Raw genomic sequence first — 17,376 nt, 5'->3', positions numbered from 1 at the left:
ACGGAACGGCACTCAGGAGGCTGGCGAAGAAGGCAAAGGATGCCGCCCAGGTCCGGCGGCTGTTGGCGCTGGCTTCGATTTATGATGGCGGCTCCCGGCAGTATGCATCCGCGATCGGCGGGGTGACGGTGCAGATCGTCCGCGATTGGGTCTTGCGCTTCAACGAACGCGGCCCCGACGGATTGATCAACGGAAAAGCACCGGGCGGCCGGGCGAAGCTAAACGACGCGCAACGCCAGGCGCAGGCGAAGATCGTCGAGAGCGGTCCGATCCCTGCCGTGCACGGGGTGGTCCGCTGGCGACGCAAGGACCTCGTGCAGTGGCTCTTCCAGGAGTTTCGGGTCTCTATCGATGAAACGACGGTCGGGCGGGAATTGAAGGCGTTGGGCTTTGCCAAACTTTCGGCCCGTCCACGCCACTATGCGCAGAACGAACTGGAAGGCGAGCTTTTTACCCAGCCGCGCCGGCAGAGATCAGGACGAAATGCCCGCCCGGCACGGATCTCGAAATCTGGTGGGCCGACGAAGCCAGAATAGGGCAAAAAAACAAGATCACGCGCCGCTGGGCACGTCGGGGAACTCGACCGTCGGCACCGCACGACCAACGCACCATGTGGGCCTATATCTTCGGCGCGATCTGCCCGAAGAAGGGCAAGGGGGCTGGCCTCGTCCTTCCTTACCGCGACACCGAGGCGATGCAGGAACACCTTGCCGAAATCAGTAACGCCGTCGATCCCGGAGCCCATGCGGTGCTCATCCTCGACCAGGCAGGCTGGCACGTCACGCCGAAGCTGAAGGTGCCGGACAACATCACCTTGATGTTTCTGCCGCCGCGGTCGCCGGAATTGAACCCGGTCGAGAACCTCTGGCAGTTCATGAGGGACAACTGGTTGTCGAACCGCGTCTTAAGGACTACGACGATATCGTCGATCACTGCTGCCGCGCTTGGAACAAGCTCATCGGTCAGCCGTGGAAGATAATGTCGATCGGAATGCGCGAATGGGCCCACAGGTCATGATCAGCGCACGTTGGTAGAAGATCGGAATTGATGCCGGTGATCAGCGTCGCCGGAATGACCGAGCCGCGCTTCAACTCATAGAGCGATTGCTGCGGCACCACCCGGTTCGGCAGATAACCGAGCTCCTTGAGATCGCTGTTGAAGAAATCTTCCTTGGACTTCTGGCCGTTCTGGTCGACGTTTGCCCGGTGAGGCCGTTCTGCAGGGCAGCGGCATAGAGGTCCGGCAGCGTCGTATTTGCCATCGACGATGCGACATTCGTATCCGCTGCGGTTTGGGCGTTGGTATTGTCAGCCCGTGCTTCGAGCTTGCTGCGATCGATGGCAAGCGGGGCGTCATAGGCCGCGTCACTTGCCTGCAACCGCGCCATCCGCTGGCGCTGCCGCTCACGCAAATATTGCTCCTGTTGTTCGCGCTTGAGCCGCGCCCGCCAAGTTGCCTCCGACTCCAGCTGCTGGTTTACCTGCGCCTCTTCATGCTGTGGCTTTGTGGCTAATGGGTTGGAAGTCTTATCCTCCTTCTTCTCGACGGGGGTCGGCTGGAATGTGACCTGCTGTTCCTTGTCGCCGATGATCCCGTCAGTGACGCCGCGCTTGAGTTCATCGGCGAAGGTCGAGGCGGGTGTTCCGGTACTCGTCTCCAGCCCGCTATCCTTGCCAAAGAACAGCCCGCGCGAGGTCAGACCGTAAAAGATCACGCCGAGAAAGGCGGTCACGAGAACGATGACAATGATGATCGGCAACCTGTTCAGTCGGCGCATGCCGGATTGCGCGTCTTCATTGGCGGCGCCGCCGAGCTTGAGCGATTGCACCATGATCTCCTCCCCTCACCCGTTCTTGCGCACGGAGAGCGCACTTGCCGGTGTCGCCCCGCCGGTCGTGACCGTGTAGGCGCGACCGAGCTCGACAGTGTCGGTCGACAAGCGTGCAAGGACCTGGCCCTCGAAGGGAACAACCACATAGGCCAGATTGGTCACCTTCTGGTCGCCATCGGTCTTCTGGTCCGTGACGACGGCGTAGCCCCATGTCTTGAGCGCCGCCTCCAGCGCCTGGCCAAAGGGCGACGCATCAGCCTTGAGCGCAATCGTCGCCTTGCCAGGACCGATCTGCTCGGCGAGGCGGCTCACCGTGTCGCCGGCGATCGCGCGCGCTGCCGGGCCGGAGATTTCCGGCGGCGCGTCGCTGGCGATCAGGGCGTCCGTTCCGGCCGCCTGGCATCTGGAGAGGAGAAGCAGCATCAGGCCGGCCGTGACAAACCGCCCAATCGGTGGTCGAAGGGGAAGCGCTCTCATCTCTGGCCCCCCGTCTGATCGTCACCTTCTCCTGCTTCCAGCCGACGCCCGAGACAAGAACGGCCTTGTCGACATTGTAGTCGACGATCATCATGTCGTTCTTCATGCGGTAATTGACGATCCGGTTCTGTCCACCGGAGACGACGAACAGCACCGGCGCATCCTGGCCGGAGATCCGCCGCGGAAACTGGATGTAGGTCTTTTCACCATCGCTATAGACGCGCGTCGACCGCCAACCGGCGCGGCCGGAAACTGAATAGGAGAAGCTCAGTTTCTCTGCCGGAACATTGGCGCCGGGAATGGTGCTTGCCTCGAGCCGCGCATTGATGTCGGCGAGTTTTGAGGACACATCCTCCGGATAGTCGAAGCCGACGCGCGCCATGTATTGTGTCGGATGCGATTTGAGCTGGATGTGATAGGTGCGCCGCGAGGTCGTGACCACCATCGACGTGACGAGCCCCGCCTCCGACGGTTTGACGATTAGGTGGATCGCCTGGCCGCCGGCTGCCCCCGATGTCGCGGGCTCCACTTTCCAGCGCACCGTGTCGCCGACCAACACATCGCGGACCACCTCGCCGGGCTGCAGTTCGATATCGCAGACCTGCAGCGGCGAGCAGACCACGGAAGGCTGGACCTCTCCGAAGAGAAAGATGACCTTGCCGTCGTCGCCGCGGGTCACCAGGCCGCGGGTACCGCGCCACTTGCCCGAAATATCGATGCCCTTCGCTTCGTTCGAGGACACATCCTGTGCCCGCGCATCCGTGATCAGGCCGTGGCCGGCAAGCACTCCGCTGGCCAAAGCAAGGATCATCCCGGCCTGGGGCCATCTGGTCGTCGTTCTCATGTTCATGGAAGTGCCCTGTCTTTAAAGCTGTGCGGTCCAGTCGAAGTCGCGGAGATAGAGCCCGATTGGATTGAGGCGGATGACGCCCTCGTCCTGGGGCGGGGTCAGCGTCACCGTGGCGATGCCGCGGAACCGGCGCACGGCGGTCTCCTTGCCCTTCCGGTCGCGCTCGAACTCGGTCCAGTCGATCTGATAGGACTGGTTCGACAGCGCCACAATGTTGTTCACCTCGATGGCGACCGTCGCGGTTTTCGCCTTCTCGAACGGCGAACTCGAGCGGAACCATGCGTTGATTTTCTCGGTCGCAGGATCGGAGGTCCTCAGCAACGCGTAGGTGCGATCGATATACTGCTTCTGGACAACGGCGTCGGGGGTCACCGAACGGAAGGTCGAGACGAAGCCGCCAAGCGTGGCGCGCACCACGCGTGGATCGGCATATTCGATCTGTTGCGGGAAACCGGCCGTCACGGCTGTGCCGAGCTTATCCACCTCGACGACATAGGGAACGAGCTTCACTTGCGTGCTCTGGTAAAGCGCATAGGAAAAGCCCACCACCGCCATGACCATGCCGGTGATGCCAACGAGCCGCCATGCCGAGGCGGCCTTCACATAGGAGCCGTAGCGCTCGTTCCATTCCTGGCGGGCGGCAAGATAGGGGTTATCGGGGGAGCGATTGGCGGCCATCTCCCCGTCCTCTTTTGATTATCATTGATCGTGGCGTTCGGGAGGCGGCGTGTGCCCACGATTGCCGTTGCGGCTGCCGTCGAGCTTGGCGTTTGCGAGACCCAGCAGCGAGCCGGCATAGGCGCCGGGAGAGCCAATCGCCTTCTCTTTGGCTGCCAAACCGGTTGCCTGTCCCGCGGACCAGATACCGTCGCCAACGCCCCTGATGGCGGCGCCGGCAAACGACGATCCGGCGGACCGCGCGGCCTGACCGGCCGCAAACCCCGCGCCGGCCGCACCGCCGGCGAGAAACGCCCCGCCCGCCGCAAACGATGCCGCCTGCCCGCCGTGGCGGATCGCCTCCGTGCCGCCGGAGACGGACGCACCCTGCACCACGCCCTGGATGATCGGCGGCACGTACATGGCGATGACGAACACGACGACGGAGATACCGGCGATCGCCAGCGTGTTGATGAACTGGTCGGTATCAGTGGAAGGTCTTTCGGCAAGGCCCAGGAGAATGTCAGACCCGATCTTCGAGATCGTCACCAGCGCCATCAGCTTCATGCCGACAGAGAAGGCATAGACGAGATAGCGAATGGCAAAATCCTTGGTGTAGGATGAGTTGCCGAGACCGAGCATGATCATGCCGGCAAGCAGGCCGATATACATCTCGACCATCACTGCGACGAAGATCGCCGCGACAAGGCTGAACGCGACGACCACCACCACTATGGCGAACACCGCCGCGATCGCCAAAGAATTATCTTCCCAGAGCCCAAACTTTGCCTGCTCCGACATTTTCGAAGCAACCCGGATGCCGGCGTCGAAGATGTTGGCCGGCGAAGCGGATCCGCCGCCGGCGCCGATCCGGTAGAGGCTGTCGACGACAGCCCCGCCGACCGTCGGACCCTGATCGAGGATGAAGGCGAAGAACCCGATAAACATGATCCGGCGCGCGAGTTCGGCAAACCAGGCGTCAAGCGAAGCGGCATTGATCGCCAGCCAGACGGCTGCGATGCCAACCTCAATCCCCGCCAGGATCCAGAACAATGATCGCGCCGCATTGGTGATCGTCGTTTCCCATCCCTTGACTGCGGTGGAAACGGAGTTCTCCAGCGTGGTCAGCACCTGGCCCTGCTGAGCAAGCGCAGGAGCGCTCGCCAGCAGGAGAATGCCGATCGCGATGAAGGCAAGCTCCAGTTTGTGTGATGGACGGACAATCACCATCTCGGTTTCAGCTCCTGACCGCCGCGAATGTTGCGCTCCGGATCGCCGCCGAAGAATTTTTCCCGATGCTCGCGCCGCGCATGGTCGGATGCCGGCTGCACGGTGTTGCCTCCAGTCGTTTGCGCCGAAGACGTTTGCCACTTGGTCCAGCTCACTCCGGTGCCGAAGCCGACGATCCCTGCCAGCGCAAGGGCGATGATCAGACGCGCGCTCACCAGCGTGGCTCCATCGTCTGGCCACCGCGGATATCGTGCTCGGGCGCATTGAAGAACTTTTCGCGCCGGGCCTATGCTATTTGTTTGTTGTTTCCTGGAAAGCCGCGACCTTCGCAAGTATCTCGTCGAACGATGGCGGGCTGTCATCGAACATCATGGGGGCCATTGCCCTGTAATCGGCGCGCAGATCCGTCAGCCGGTTCTCGTCCGGCAAGAGCCGCAGCGTGCCCGGACGGGCGGTGTCGTAACTAGCCCAGCCGGACCGAAAAAAGGTGGCCTTGTGCTTGGCGACCTGCGCGAGAAGCTCGACATCGGTGGCGGCGGCGTGGCCTTCGTCCGTGGCAAGCAGCATGGCGAGATCATAATAGTGCCGCGAGAGATATTGCGGCGTCGGGGACTCGGCAGGGCGATGCGCCTCGGCATGCAATGCTGTCGCCTTCTCCCAAAAGGTGCGGCGGGCGGAGAGAACGACGACGGTGGTGTCGGGGTCCTCGAAAAAGCCGGGATAGTCGTCTGCCGCATAGGGCCGGATCACTCGTTTCTCTGTCGGCCACGGGTCTCCGCGGGCGCCGAGTTCGAGTTTTACCCGTGGGGTGATGTACCCCATGCTCTCGTACTCGGCTCCCCCAAGTGCCGTGGGATAGTGAAAGTTCACCGTCTGCGCGTCAGCGGCATCTATCTCCAGCGACCATTCCCCTCTCATCGGCTCGCCGAGTTGGTCGACGATTGCAGACCGGAGAGCCGGAAGCAGCTTCTCGGCAATATGCTGCTCGACGTCGCTCACAAGGGCTTCGATGAGTTTGTTCGCCTGTTTCTTGCTGATGCCTTCTTTCTCGGGATCGCGGTCACCGGTGTAACCGAGATCCGCTCGGTCGAAGGAAAGGTCGATATCTTCGGAAAACCGGCGTATGGCACCAAACGCCTTGGAGAGGGAGGTGCCACCCTTGAATACAAGGGTGGGCGCATCCTTCTCGTGCAGTCCGAATAGCCGCTTCAAGGTCCAGCAGACCCAGAAGTCCTTTTCGATGATCGTATTTGCGACTCCTCGGGCGGCGCCCGTTTCGCCAAACAGCGCTGCCCGATCACCGGCCGGAAGAAGAGCCACCTTATCCATCGATCTCCCCCGACGCTGCGTTCGCGATCGAGACGAGCGTCGGCCGCATCCAGGCAGGCGCTTGGACAGCAGTGGATGCGAGCGTCTTCTTATCGCTAGCCGACAGGCGACGCGCCGCGATCTGCGCAACGTCGCGGGCACGTACCGCCCCAACGTGACGAAGGGCCTGTACGACTGTGCCGGCAGCGCTCCCCGGAGCTATGAGATGCTTGGGCGATGCGTGACGCAGATCGACCACGCGCTTGCCCAATACAACACGGCGGGAGGGGCCATCGGTCAGATAGGTGCTTTTTGCCGGTACCTGGGTGGAAAGACCGAGGGCATTGGCTGCGCGCGCACCTGCAATCTGCACCCGCGATCCTGTCTCTCGTGCCAATGCCTTTGCGACATCGTCTGGGGCCGGGGAGAGAGGGCCGAGTTGCGGATGAACCTTCGGAAAATCGTACAGACCTCGCGCCAGGCGCCGGAGCTTACCGTTCTTGACGAGTCTGGAGAGCGCCTGATCGACGGCCGCGCGCCCGGCGATGTCCAGAAAGTCACTGGGCGTGAAAACGCCGCCACGCCCGCCTGCGCGGAGGCGCCTCATGATTTGATCCGGTACCGATGTCGTAACGATTTTCATGTGTCAGAAAATAAGCTATTTTTTTCTGACATTCAAGCCAGCGTTTAGGTGTCCGTTACTGACCAATTTTGTATTCAAAATTCAAACTTTGGTCAGTATGAGCCTGCACGCGAAGCTACGAGCCACGCGTTAGCTAAGGGCAGACGGTTGCTAAAAATCTAGCTCCCTCGATTGCGATGGACCGGGCTGCGAATTGGTCGCACCGTCGCTCTGGCACGTTAGCGATGAAATCTGTTGCAAACTTCAGTTGTACACGCGAAATATTTAATCGGGCTTTAGAGGGGGCATTCCTTTTATGAAATCGCTGATAGAAGACAAGTACATTGAAGAATTCAAGGTGTTGCTTTCCAAACCCGGACGACAAGAGAACGCCATCCAGGCTTTCCTCGAGCAACATACGACCTTTCTGCCGACGCCCGGTTTGCTCAACCACCGTCTTCACCTGAACAGCATCATTTCCAAATTCCCGATCGGGGAGCGAGTTGCTGATTATGCCTATCTGACGAAGTCATCAGATGAATGGAAACTCGTTCTAGTTGAGCTCGAAGACGCAGGTAAGAAGCTTTTCACCCAATCCAGCAAGCATGTCGGCTTCACCTCGGAGATGAATGACGCGATCGCTCAGGTCGACGTTTGGCGGGAATTCTGGAACGAAAATCGCCGAACGGTTCTGGACTCGCTCGAACACCTGCTCGTTCCGCCGGAACGCCGTATCGCTCGAATGTGTCCTGGTCATCGGGCGTTCAGCCGAGAAAGACAGCAACGAAGCCCGGCGAAAGCGCTTGGCCGCCTTGCGCGCCGACAAACAAATCCATGTCATGACCTATGACACGATCCTGCGTGCAGTAGGTGCCGGCTTCGGCGAGGCGCGCGCGATACTCACGAAGACTGGCGCTGGCTTCCGCCTCCGCTCCGTCGAAGGATTACCCAGCAACCTGTTCACCTATCTGTTGCCAGAGCATCTTTCTGTAGATCCGGATGTCGAAGCCGCTTTGCGGGCTGAGGGGTACGACATGGATGCATGGTTGGCGAACTATCCTTTGATCGTCAATGAGAAGTGGCCGGATAAAGGTGCTTGGAAACGCGCCGAGGAAGCAGGAATGCATCCCAACGTCGTTCGGCTGCTGAAGAGTTCGGAAGAACGGCGGCGGGGATCTGCATCGGCCACCTGACGACAACACCAGTCCAGCTTCATTTCGAGACAGTTGATTATACGGTGGGGGTAATTTGGGAAACTCGGGATCGCGATGGCGCCGCTGGGAGCCTCATATCCATGCTCCGGGGACGGTGCTCAATGACCAGTTCAGAGGCTCAGACACCTGGGAACAATATCTTTCGAAAATCGAGGCGACCACGCCTGCGATCCGCGCGCTGGGTGTGACCGACTACTATCTGCTCGATACCTATGAGCTCGTTCGTGATGCGAAATACCGCGATGGACGTCTCCCCGGCGTCGATCTCGTATTTCCGAATGTCGAGCTGCGTCTGGCTTTCGGAACGGTGAAGGGCAACTGGGTTAACTGCCATCTTCTCGTCAATCCCGAGGATCCGGATCACATCGGCGCGACACAGCGGTTCCTCTCACAGCTGACCTTTGAATATTCCGGAGACAGGTTCGCCTGTACGCCCGACGAACTGGCGCGCCTCGGTTCGAAGACCGACACTGGCCTGTCGGGGCGAGCCGCGCTCGCGCGCGGGGCAACCCAGTTCAAGGTCAATTTCGAACAATTGGCAGAACTCTATCGCGCCATCGACTGGGCAAAAAACAACATTCTTATCGCTGTCGCCGGCAGCGAGCATGACGGGACGTCCGGAATGCGGGGTGAGGCGGAGGGCGCTCAAAGACAAGAGGTCGAGCGGTTCGCGCACGTCATCTTCGCCAGCAGTGCCACCCAACGCGATTTCTGGCTGGGCAGAAAGGCAAGCGCCAGTCCCGATGATATCCGCTCCCGCTATGGAGCTCTTAAGCCATGTCTGCACGGCAGCGACGCCCACGAGACAGGGAAAATCGGCGCGCCGGATGGCGATCGTTACTCCTGGGTCAAGGGCGGAGCGCATTTCGATTCGTTGCGCCAAGCTGTGATCGACCCAGCAGGGCGCGCGTTCGTCGGCGCCGCGCCTCCCATTCGGGCGACGCCGTCGCAGGTAATTTCCCGCGTCACGATTCGGGATGCCGCTTGGGCGGCGACGCCAACGATTGAGCTCAATCCCGGCCTGGTCGCGATCATCGGCGCCCGTGGATCCGGCAAAACCGCTCTTGCTGACGCCATCGCTGCCGGCTGCGATGCGGCCTCCGAACATCTCAGTCCCGCTTCCTTTCTCGTTCGCGCCGGAGACCTTTTGAACGGCGCCGGTGTTCAGCTGGATTGGGGAAGTGGCGATCCTTCGTCGCGCGACCTGCTCGACTATGAATACGATCCGGAACTGGACGGACGGTTTCCCCGGGCACGATATCTCTCACAGAAGTTCGTCGAAGAACTTTGCTCGGCCGATGGCATAACCGATGCCCTGCTCAGAGAGATCGAGCGCGTGATCTTTGAGGCGCATCCAGAGAAGGATGGGACATTCCGGTTCGATCAGCTTCTCGAGCTCCGCGCAACCCGCCATCGTCTCGCCCGCCAGCGCGAGGAAGAGGCCATCGGTACCTTGTCGGATGAGATCGGTCTCGAGCGTGAAAAAAGACGGCAGATTCCGGGGCTCAAACAGCAGCTCACCCAAAAGGAACAAACCGTAAAGGGCTTGGAAGCGGATCGGGACAAGCTCATTGTCAAAGGCAGCGAAGCGCGCGCCGACCGCCTCACCATCATCGCTAACGCTGCCGAGAAGGTACGTTCCTACCTGCACTTCTTCGCGAACCAGGAAACTTCGCTCCTTGCCCTGCAGGATGAAGTGAAAGCCTTTCGGCAGAATAAGGCGCCCGAAGCGCTCCGTCAGACCAAGGCGAGTTTCGTTGCCGCTCGATTGGATGATGCCGACTGGAAGGCGTTCCTTCTCGAATATCATGGTGATGTCGACGCAGCACTTGCGGCCCGGATCGACACCGCGCGCAAGAACGCGGCTGGCTGGCGGGGTGTCGCGCCAACGCCCTTGACCGACCCCAACCAATCATATCTCGCGCCGGATGCCGATCTCGAGAAATCGCCACTCGCAGTCCTTGAGGCAGAGGCAGCGCGATTACAGGCGCTCATCAACATCGACACCGAGACATCGACCAAGTTTGGCAACCTCGTAAAGCGCATCGCGGAAGAAAATACGCAGATCGAGAACACGCGCCTAAGCCTGTCGGATTGCGAAGGGGCCGCGGAACGCATGGCTGAATTGAGCAAGCAGCGGCGGGAGACCTACCTTCGCGTGTTCGGTTCGATCATCGCCGAAGAACAGATCTTGCGCGACCTATATAAGCCGTTGGTTGATCGCCTTCAGGCCGCGAAGGGTACGCTGCAGAAGCTCTCCTTTTCCGCAAAACGGCATGCCGATGTGAAGCAGTGGGCTTCACTCGGCGAAAAGCTCTTCGATCTTCGCCGCGCCGGGGATTTCAAGGGCAAGGGAACGCTCGAACAGTGGGCAAACACGAATCTGCGGAAGGCTTGGGAGGAAGGCGACGTCGCTGCGGTTGACGAAGCGATCCAACGCTTTACCGAGGCCTGGCAGGACGAGTTGCTCGCTGTCGCCAACGTGGCGTCCAATGACCAGGCGGCATACCGAGCCTGGCTCATGCGTTTGCCAAGTGGCTGTTCAGCACCGATCACATTCAAATCGAGTATGGGATCGATTATGAGGGCACGGACATTACCAAGCTCTCACCTGGCACGCGCGGTATTGTCCTGCTGCTGCTTTATCTCGCGCTCGATGGAAGCGATCTTCGGCCCTTGATCATCGATCAGCCGGAGGAAAATCTCGATCCAAAATCCATCTTCGATGAACTCGTCAGCCTGTTCATTGTCGCCAAGGCGAAGCGCCAGGTCATCATGGTCACGCATAATGCCAATCTCGTTATAAACACGGACGCGGACCAGATCATCGTTGCAAGTGCTGGCACTCACACCCCAGGCCAATTGCCGCCAATCACCTATGTTTCCGGTGGCCTCGAAGATGCCGACATGCGCAAGCAGGTCTGCGATATTCTCGAAGGCGGCGAGGAAGCCTTCAAGGAACGGGCGCGGCGGTTGAGGGTGAGGCTGGAGCGGTGAATTCCGCCGCGAAGGTCGAGGTACGCTTAACAGCGCGGCGAGACATAGGGAGCGAAGAGGGCTGTTAGGAACGCCGCTCGGCGCATGATGTTCGGGAGAGGAGAGTGTATGGACGAGCGTGATGTCGGCACAATGGGAGAAAACCAATTTCTCAGCTGGTGCCAGCCGGAAGGGTTTCGCGCCCAGAAGTCCGCTGTCGACAGGTTAGGTTGGGATTTTCTTCTCGAACGGGAACCCGTGCGCGCGTCGGACAGGCCGCTCGACGGACAAAACGACCTTGCGAAGTTTCTCGTGCAGGTCAAGTCGACGGATCGGGCAGGGGAGGCGCCCCGCATCAAGCTTTCGGCCTTAAAGCATCTCGTGGATGCCGATCTTCCAGCTGCCATCGTCGTGCTTGAATTCGGCGGCGGGAGCAGACTGCCGACCCGTAGCCTCATCGTTCCGGTGGATGAGGTCATTATCCATAGGACATTGCGCCGGGTCAGACGGGAAGAGTCCCGCGGCAATCGCAAGCTTCACAAGATAACTGTTCCCGTACCCCTTGATCGTGCCATTGAACTGGGGAACGCCGGCGAGGGACTATCTGACGCCCTCAATGTGATGATCGCAGGGTCGTTATTCGACTTACATCGAAACAAAGATCCGCGAACGACAGACCTGCGGTTTTGAAGATGGCTCGGTCAGCGGCGGGTTCTTTGTTCCCGGCGATGATGCGCGCGATAAGATTCACAACCTGTTCCTGGGCAAACGGCGTGAGATCGATATCGAGCATCTGACCGTCGAGCGCCGGCGGTTTGGCATACCCCTCGACAACGATACCGATTTCTTCCAGAGATTCTTTGAGGTTAATCTCGATTTCGAGAACGAGCGGCTTGTATCGTCTTTGACTATGACGGATCCCGCTCTGTCGGATTAGACGAGGCGGTCACGACGATCGAGGTCGGTGCGATTCTCGCGCGCTCGAAGAAAAAGTTGAAGATCGAGATTGGATCCGCAAGCTTGGAATTGCCGGCGGCAGGAGGTGAAGAGGGGCCGTTCCAAAACTGGATTCCGGTTGCTCCCATGCTTCGGCGGATGGCATCTGCTATCGATCGGCACAACCGAACGAGAAAGCCCCGACTTCTCCTGTCCGATTTCTACGACTGGATCGAAAAACGCCAGGACTTCCTGGCACTAGGCTCAACTCCAGGTGCGAACCTCTTCATTCCGCGCTGGGAGGAAGATGCCGTCGTGGATTCGCAAAGTACCCTGCTTGCGCCTCTCACGCTGGAGCTGGCGGGGGCTCAATACACTGCTTTGATCGAAGTGCCGATCGAGACGTTAACGCGTGATGATCGGGAGTTCAGCATCGTTGGGGGCCAGCCGCGCGTTGTCGACGATATTGCCCGTGCGCCGGGCGCGAGCATTACGGACTTCATAGACAGGGCTATAGAGAGATCGAAACGCGAGCGGAGAGCCACCGGTCCTGCACTTGTTGCTGCGGCATTTGAAAACTGGGCTGTCGCGTCGGCATAGCGCGCGCCGCGAGGTCTGCCCCTAGCTCGTGCTACGAAAAGCATTTTGCTCACACGATTGGGCTACAGCAACTCCACGGTATCGTCGGATTGGATGCCGTTGCGGCACGAAACCGGCTCCCGATTTCTGTAAGGGCCACCAGGCGCCTTGGACTTCGCGCGTCAGATTGCGCGGCGATGGACGATAACGACCTCGGCATTCGCACCGCCATGACGCCCGGAATGAAGATCGTCATGCAAGTTCGCGATTAGGTCGGGGTTAGGTTCAAATATAGCCTCTCCGACGGGAGGGGGCTGGGTTATTTGATCCGGCATTCGTCTTTATTGGTCGACAGGCAAAAAAGCCCATTCCAGCAGCGCGCGATGACCTGAGCTATGTTTCGTGCATCTCGATAACTGTTGGCCACAACTCGAGCCGACGAAACGGCAGACTTCAAGTCCGCGCGAAATGCAGCAGACTCGCTATCGATACGATAAGAGGTGTCCGCGAAATCATCCCACCAAGGATCTTCCGAATGATGCCGCAGCATGCTTGCCGGATAACTCTCTCCAGTTGCGAGGGCTTCGAACGCGTCCGAGGGAATATGAGCTCCCCAACAGGTCCAACGTTTGACGAAAGCATGTTCCCGGAGACGGCGCACCAGGCAGAGAAACTCGAATATCTGACCTTGACCTCCGGCGCCAACCTTGCCCCTGATCGGATATCGTTGCGAAAAGACGTGCCAACGGATGTCGTCGACTTCAGGCAAACATCGGCATCAGCGCCGTCAGAAGCTGCATGGCCGAGGCGCGGAAGAAGTCGTCGCGGGCCGAGGTGGTGCGCGCATTGTCGGTCATGATCCAGGTCGCGACCGCGACGATGTCCTCCTCCTTTGTGCCACCGAACTTCCCGATCCAGTCAAGCGCGTTGAAACCGCTTGCCGGATCGGCGGGATCAAGCGCGATCACCCTGCGGCCGGCCTTGCGCCGGTGATCGGCGACCATCGGCGCAACCTCGCTCGACGGGTCGAGCACGACCAGGCCGCCGCCCCATTTGAGCGCGGTCGGGATCGTCACTGAGGTGGTTTTGAAACCGCCGGAACCGGCGAAGACGATGCCGTGCGACGAGCCGAACGAGCCGTCAAAGCACAGGAGCGGCGCCCTGCCGCCTGCACCCCAGCTGTGTGGATCGTCGGCCCGGAATGGCATCGCCGCCACGCTGTCGCGGTCGAACGCTCGCCGACGACGATTCCGCCAGCGTCGGGGAATTACCGCATTCAACACGTGACAGAAATGGAGAAGGAGCATGGTCGATGCTGCTCTGATCAAGGCCTGCGCCGATCCGGGGCTCAAACCCGCTATCGTCGAGAAGTTCATCGCAGCGGCCGGATCCGATTACCCGTTGACCGTCACGGTCCGCTCGGGAAAACGCGTCGTTCTTGTGCCGAAGCCCGCCACGCCGGAAGCGGCCATGGATCTGATCCGCCAGAATATCGGCCGAAACGTCGTGCGCGTCGGCATCACTCAATATCCCGCTGGTCTCGGCGTGCTCGAGGCGGGAGAATTGAAGCCGGAGCTCGTCGATGCATGTGCAAACCTGCGCATGGGCACGGCACTGTTCGCCAAGGTCTACCGGGTCGTCCTCAAGTGGTACGGCAACCCGACTGGCGAGGAGGCCGAGCGCCAGGTGTTGGAAGATGCGATCATTGCCTGGCAGTCCGGGATTTTCGAGGGGAAAGCCGTGTTCGGGACACCGGACCCTGACAAGGCTGAGGCTGACACACCTGTTGGTGTTCGGGGTGACAAGACCATTGCTGAGAAGGTAAGCGTGCCGAGCCCATTGGATCGAAAGCGAACCAGTGGAAGATCGTCTGCCCGACGCCGATCCGAACAAGGCCAGCATCCGTGTCGATCCAGGAAGGCAGAGCGACAGGCGGCGCCCAGCATCTTAAATACATCGAAGCCAGCATCGAAATGCATGCGCAGATGAGCGCGTTGAGCACGCTGGTCACCATCCTTGGCTATATCCCGAAAGTGACTGTGAACTGATCGTCAGATCAGCTTCTTTCGGATGGCAAGAGCAGTCAGATGCGCGATCGTGTGGACGTTAAAGCGCTTTCGGGCATGCTCGATTTTGACGCGCACGCTGTTGTACTTGACGCCCTCGAGATCGGCGACCTCCTCCATTGTCTTGCCATCCGCGATCCAGCTGATATAGGTCGCTCCTTTGGGATCGAGGCGCAGCCGTTCCTCGGCGCTTGGGGTCGCGTCAGAAAGTTGAATACGCGTATGAAGCTGCGCGATAGCGCCGGCCGCCGAGACCGGGTCAATCTCACGATCGATGTCCATTGTCTGTTTCGACGAAGTAAGCGTGAACATGGCCAGCGCGCCGTGGGCGATTCTAACGGGAATTGTGATGCCCGACCGGATGCCAAAATCTGCTGCGAGCGAGAAGAATGACTGCTCGTCCGCAGAAAGCCGCGGTTTGTCCCGCTCACCGCTCCAGACGAAGGCCCGCTTCAATGTCAGCGCGCGCTTGATAACCGGGTCGAGCCTGTTGAACTTGCGCCTGAAATATTCGGCTTGCCATTCAGGATGGTAATTGGAGAGCGCGCTCGAGTGGCTCGGCTGGACGTTGAGATAGGCGTAGCCGCCAAAACCGGTCGTTTCGGTAACGGTCTCCAGAGCCTGCTTCAGCATGTATTCGTCGCCGGGAATGGCAGCGAGATCAGTCAGCCTATCCAGCCAATGTTGCATTCGAATTACTCCATCAATTTATGAACTGCTTGACCGCGATCCTGCGTCGCTGGATTAAGCTGCGGCTATTTTGCCCCCGTTACCGGGCCGCGACCCGTCGTCGCGATCGGAAACTCGTACGCGAATTCGCTCGGCATATTTAAGATAATTGATATTCATTCCTCGCTTTGCCAACGTTTTTGCATCATCAAAGACATGGACGCTGAAACCTTGATCGTTTCACCTCACATATGGCCGGATCACAGAGTCGCTGCCTCGAACCGAGTCGACGACGGTCACCGCGGCTTCGAGGGTCGCGCGCAAGTGGGAGCGTCAAGGCCAGCCGGAAGAATTCTGATAATTCGCAATCACTCATCTCGAGCACCCTTAAGGACGCCAGACACGCGCTAACGATTGGCTCCGGGACCGGATCGCGTCCGTCGTCCGCTCGATCGCAAGCTTATTCTGTAGGCAGTCTTTGCGGCGATCGGTCGAAAGGCCAGCCATCATTACGGACCGGCGGCTAAAAAATCATCCGCGACGGCTCCGGAGATGATGGAGAGTTTGAAGGCCGGCAAGGTCGTGGAAGCCTGCACCAGCGCGACCATCAGATCGGCAGCCGAAATTGTCGCCATGAGCCAACTAATGGCGACCGTTTGCACGAGCCATGCAAGGTTAGCAATTTGAGTGGAGCCCCAGATCGCACGCAATACCGCATTCTGCAGTGGAGCAAAAGTCGTTCGCGTGGACTGAGCTGGATCTTCGAACCGCATATTGTTTCTAACTTCGCCCCAGTTAGGCACCGAACATAAGCCACCATTGACGCGACATGTGCACGCGAGTTGCTGTCGCCGAACAAGTTCGGCGACAGCAACCAGCCTTGGGAGGTCGAAGTATGTGAATCGACTAAGGCTTTCCGCAGATAGTAAAAGAGGCCGGAAGTGCAACTTCCAAAATATCTGGGAAGGCAATTAATGATGGAGAGCGCTGTTCGAAGAAAGGTCCACTTGCCTTGAAAGAGAAGAGCCACTCACGTTGAGTCTTTGCCTCCAGCAATCGATCTAAAAATCTCGCTGGAGGCATCACACTGCCAGCACGCCTTTGTTCTTGGCTGTCCAGGTAGCGATGTAGTCCATCAGCGCCGGGTTGAGGCAATCATAAGGCTCCAGGCCCTGTTCCTTCAGACGGGCGCGCACGGCATCCATATTGGCTGGATCATATCCGCTTTCGATAATCGACGACACGAACGCTGCGAAGCCGGGTGCGGCCCACCCCTTCCCCTCGAAACGCTCGGGATGAACGAACGACAGTCCCTTGAAGGGATGATCGCGCTCGACAGGTCCGTACATATGGACGCCGCATTCCTTGCAGGCATGGCGCTGGATCAGCGCAGACGGATCCACGACCGCAAGCTTGTCGCTGTTCTCCAGAACTTCGACATTCTCTGTCGGAGCGACAGCGACCACAGAGAATACCGCACCTTCCGGCTTCCAGTATTTCGTGCAGCCGCAGGCATGGTTGTGCGCGATGTCGCCCTTGATACCAACCTTCACCGGGTTGCTTGCGCAATTGCAGACTAGGGTGCCTCCGGAAAAGGATGCATCGGTCGCCCGGTATCCGGAGTCGACGGTGGGATGTATTGATATGCTCGTCATTGAGGTTTCTCCCTTCCTCCTGGGTCACGGCCGAATGCCGTGACCGAGCTGTTATTCTCTCTTCAGCCTTCTACGCCAGCCTCTGGGCGTGCCAGCGCAGATGATCGTCCATGAAAGTCGAGATGAAGCTGTAGGAGTGGCCGTAGCCCTCCTGCATCCTGAGGCTAAGCGAAATCCCGGCGGTGTCGCACGCCGCCTTCAGCTCGTTCGTAAGCGCTCATTTCCCCGCACGTTGACGGCCCTTGCAACTGATCGCTTTCAGACGGACGCGTCGGTCAGGCTGCGGCGGCCTTGAGGAAGTTGAAG

General features: G+C 59.6%; 15 protein-coding genes and 8 pseudogenes. 8 read left to right on the top strand and 15 right to left on the bottom strand.

All coding sequences use genetic code 11. From position 1 onward, the window contains the following. The first annotated feature begins 20 nt into the window (after positions 1–20). Positions 21–1,017: pseudogene (locus QN224_RS30290) on the top strand (IS630 family transposase). Between the two features lie 17 nt (positions 1,018–1,034). Here the strand turns inward: QN224_RS30290 and trbI are convergent. The 9 genes and pseudogenes from trbI to QN224_RS30245 all read right to left on the bottom strand — a co-directional run. After that, positions 1,035–1,831 (bottom strand): annotated as a pseudogene (trbI, locus tag QN224_RS30285) (IncP-type conjugal transfer protein TrbI); the annotation flags it as partial. A 12-nt stretch (positions 1,832–1,843) separates the two neighbouring features. Further along, positions 1,844–2,308 carry a conjugal transfer protein TrbH gene (trbH, locus tag QN224_RS30280; RefSeq protein WP_283979692.1) on the bottom strand — a complete coding sequence of 155 codons (465 nt, stop codon included), beginning with the start codon at positions 2,306–2,308 and terminating at the stop codon, positions 1,844–1,846. 1 nt (position 2,309) lies between these two features. Further along, positions 2,310–3,119, bottom strand: a pseudogene (gene trbG, locus QN224_RS30275) (P-type conjugative transfer protein TrbG); the annotation flags it as partial. Between the two features lie 54 nt (positions 3,120–3,173). Next, on the bottom strand, positions 3,174–3,836 hold the full coding sequence (locus QN224_RS30270; protein WP_283979691.1) for a conjugal transfer protein TrbF: 663 nt from the start codon (positions 3,834–3,836) through the stop codon (positions 3,174–3,176). A gap of 21 nt (positions 3,837–3,857) precedes the next feature. Further along, a complete protein-coding gene (gene trbL, locus QN224_RS30265; RefSeq protein ID WP_283979690.1) occupies positions 3,858–5,045 on the bottom strand; it encodes a P-type conjugative transfer protein TrbL in 1,188 nt (395 codons plus the stop codon). After that, the gene (trbK, locus tag QN224_RS30260) at positions 5,039–5,260 is read right to left on the bottom strand and encodes an entry exclusion protein TrbK (protein ID WP_283979689.1); all 222 of its coding nucleotides are present in this window, start codon (positions 5,258–5,260) and stop codon (positions 5,039–5,041) included. Before trbK ends, trbL begins: the two co-directional genes overlap by 7 nt. Next, positions 5,257–5,346 (bottom strand): annotated as a pseudogene (locus tag QN224_RS30255) (DUF2749 domain-containing protein); the annotation flags it as partial. The pseudogene QN224_RS30255 and the gene trbK, both read right to left, overlap by 4 nt. Further along, positions 5,337–6,374: a nucleotidyl transferase AbiEii/AbiGii toxin family protein gene (locus QN224_RS30250; RefSeq protein WP_283979688.1), complete on the bottom strand. Its 1,038-nt coding sequence runs from the start codon at positions 6,372–6,374 to the stop codon at positions 5,337–5,339. The pseudogene QN224_RS30255 and the gene QN224_RS30250, both read right to left, overlap by 10 nt. Further along, positions 6,367–6,960, bottom strand: coding sequence for a DUF6088 family protein (locus tag QN224_RS30245; protein WP_283979687.1), 594 nt, complete (start codon positions 6,958–6,960; stop codon positions 6,367–6,369). Before QN224_RS30245 ends, QN224_RS30250 begins: the two co-directional genes overlap by 8 nt. 331 nt (positions 6,961–7,291) lie before the next feature. Here QN224_RS30245 and QN224_RS30240 point away from each other — a divergent pair, with 331 nt between their 5' ends. From QN224_RS30240 to QN224_RS30215, 5 genes and pseudogenes are all read left to right on the top strand, one after another. Continuing rightward, a complete protein-coding gene (locus QN224_RS30240; protein WP_283979686.1) occupies positions 7,292–7,825 on the top strand; it encodes a Shedu anti-phage system protein SduA domain-containing protein in 534 nt (177 codons plus the stop codon). Beyond that, complete coding sequence (locus QN224_RS30235) at positions 7,815–8,168, top strand: hypothetical protein (RefSeq protein ID WP_283979685.1); 354 nt, start codon at positions 7,815–7,817, stop codon at positions 8,166–8,168. Before QN224_RS30240 ends, QN224_RS30235 begins: the two co-directional genes overlap by 11 nt. 55 nt (positions 8,169–8,223) lie before the next feature. Then, positions 8,224–11,186, top strand: a pseudogene (locus tag QN224_RS30230) (TrlF family AAA-like ATPase). Between the two features lie 108 nt (positions 11,187–11,294). Next, positions 11,295–11,855 (top strand): hypothetical protein, encoded by a 561-nt coding sequence (locus QN224_RS30220; RefSeq protein ID WP_283979683.1) that lies wholly within the window; start codon positions 11,295–11,297, stop codon positions 11,853–11,855. Between the two features lie 303 nt (positions 11,856–12,158). Then, positions 12,159–12,701, top strand: a complete 543-nt coding sequence (locus tag QN224_RS30215; protein WP_283979682.1) for a hypothetical protein — start codon at positions 12,159–12,161, stop codon at positions 12,699–12,701. Between the two features lie 298 nt (positions 12,702–12,999). Here QN224_RS30215 and QN224_RS30210 read toward each other — a convergent pair whose 3' ends face one another. Beyond that, entirely contained in the window at positions 13,000–13,449 is a 450-nt protein-coding gene (locus QN224_RS30210) for a hypothetical protein (RefSeq protein WP_283979718.1), read from the bottom strand. Next, positions 13,443–13,953, bottom strand: a pseudogene (locus QN224_RS30205) (type IV secretory system conjugative DNA transfer family protein); the annotation flags it as partial. The pseudogene QN224_RS30205 and the gene QN224_RS30210, both read right to left, overlap by 7 nt. A 32-nt stretch (positions 13,954–13,985) precedes the next feature. Between QN224_RS30205 and QN224_RS30200 the strand changes: the two are divergent. Together QN224_RS30200 and QN224_RS34150 are read left to right on the top strand one after the other, a co-directional pair. Continuing rightward, positions 13,986–14,669, top strand: a complete 684-nt coding sequence (locus tag QN224_RS30200; protein ID WP_283979681.1) for a TraH family protein — start codon at positions 13,986–13,988, stop codon at positions 14,667–14,669. Beyond that, a complete protein-coding gene (locus QN224_RS34150; protein WP_369292623.1) occupies positions 14,636–14,728 on the top strand; it encodes a transcriptional repressor TraM in 93 nt (30 codons plus the stop codon). The genes QN224_RS30200 and QN224_RS34150 overlap by 34 nt, the downstream gene beginning before the upstream one ends. Before the next feature lie 3 nt (positions 14,729–14,731). On the opposite strand, the gene traR is transcribed toward QN224_RS34150, so the two are convergent. The 4 genes and pseudogenes from traR to QN224_RS30180 form a co-directional block, all read right to left on the bottom strand. Then, complete coding sequence (gene traR, locus QN224_RS30195) at positions 14,732–15,436, bottom strand: transcriptional regulator TraR (RefSeq protein WP_283979680.1); 705 nt, start codon at positions 15,434–15,436, stop codon at positions 14,732–14,734. A 477-nt stretch (positions 15,437–15,913) separates the two neighbouring features. After that, a pseudogene (locus tag QN224_RS30190) lies at positions 15,914–16,188 on the bottom strand (MFS transporter); the annotation flags it as partial. A 309-nt stretch (positions 16,189–16,497) separates the two neighbouring features. Beyond that, a complete protein-coding gene (gfa, locus tag QN224_RS30185; RefSeq protein WP_283979679.1) occupies positions 16,498–17,070 on the bottom strand; it encodes an S-(hydroxymethyl)glutathione synthase in 573 nt (190 codons plus the stop codon). A 70-nt stretch (positions 17,071–17,140) separates the two neighbouring features. Beyond that, positions 17,141–17,275: pseudogene (locus tag QN224_RS30180) on the bottom strand (S-formylglutathione hydrolase); the annotation flags it as partial. Positions 17,276–17,376: the final 101 nt, after the last annotated feature.

The sequence above is a fragment of the Sinorhizobium sp. 7-81 genome, from assembly GCF_030124405.1.
Taxonomy (GTDB): Bacteria; Pseudomonadota; Alphaproteobacteria; order Rhizobiales; family Rhizobiaceae; genus Sinorhizobium; species Sinorhizobium psoraleae.
The sequence above is the reverse complement of the archived record's forward strand: the minus strand, read 5'-3'. Positions and strand labels throughout refer to the sequence as shown.

What these genes read in the sequence shown, in the direction of transcription:
- QN224_RS30200 (WP_283979681.1), top strand. Translation starts at nt 13,986, where the DNA reads ATGGTCGATGCTGCTCTGATCAAGGCCTGCGCCGATCCGGGGCTCAAA.
- QN224_RS30270 (WP_283979691.1), bottom strand. Translation starts at nt 3,836, where the DNA reads ATGGCCGCCAATCGCTCCCCCGATAACCCCTATCTTGCCGCCCGCCAG.
- QN224_RS30235 (WP_283979685.1), top strand. Translation starts at nt 7,815, where the DNA reads ATGACCTATGACACGATCCTGCGTGCAGTAGGTGCCGGCTTCGGCGAG.
- QN224_RS30245 (WP_283979687.1), bottom strand. Translation starts at nt 6,960, where the DNA reads ATGAGGCGCCTCCGCGCAGGCGGGCGTGGCGGCGTTTTCACGCCCAGT.
- trbH (WP_283979692.1), bottom strand. Translation starts at nt 2,308, where the DNA reads ATGAGAGCGCTTCCCCTTCGACCACCGATTGGGCGGTTTGTCACGGCC.
- QN224_RS30220 (WP_283979683.1), top strand. Translation starts at nt 11,295, where the DNA reads ATGGACGAGCGTGATGTCGGCACAATGGGAGAAAACCAATTTCTCAGC.
- gfa (WP_283979679.1), bottom strand. Translation starts at nt 17,070, where the DNA reads ATGACGAGCATATCAATACATCCCACCGTCGACTCCGGATACCGGGCG.
- trbL (WP_283979690.1), bottom strand. Translation starts at nt 5,045, where the DNA reads ATGGTGATTGTCCGTCCATCACACAAACTGGAGCTTGCCTTCATCGCG.
- QN224_RS30240 (WP_283979686.1), top strand. Translation starts at nt 7,292, where the DNA reads ATGAAATCGCTGATAGAAGACAAGTACATTGAAGAATTCAAGGTGTTG.
- traR (WP_283979680.1), bottom strand. Translation starts at nt 15,436, where the DNA reads ATGCAACATTGGCTGGATAGGCTGACTGATCTCGCTGCCATTCCCGGC.
- QN224_RS30250 (WP_283979688.1), bottom strand. Translation starts at nt 6,374, where the DNA reads ATGGATAAGGTGGCTCTTCTTCCGGCCGGTGATCGGGCAGCGCTGTTT.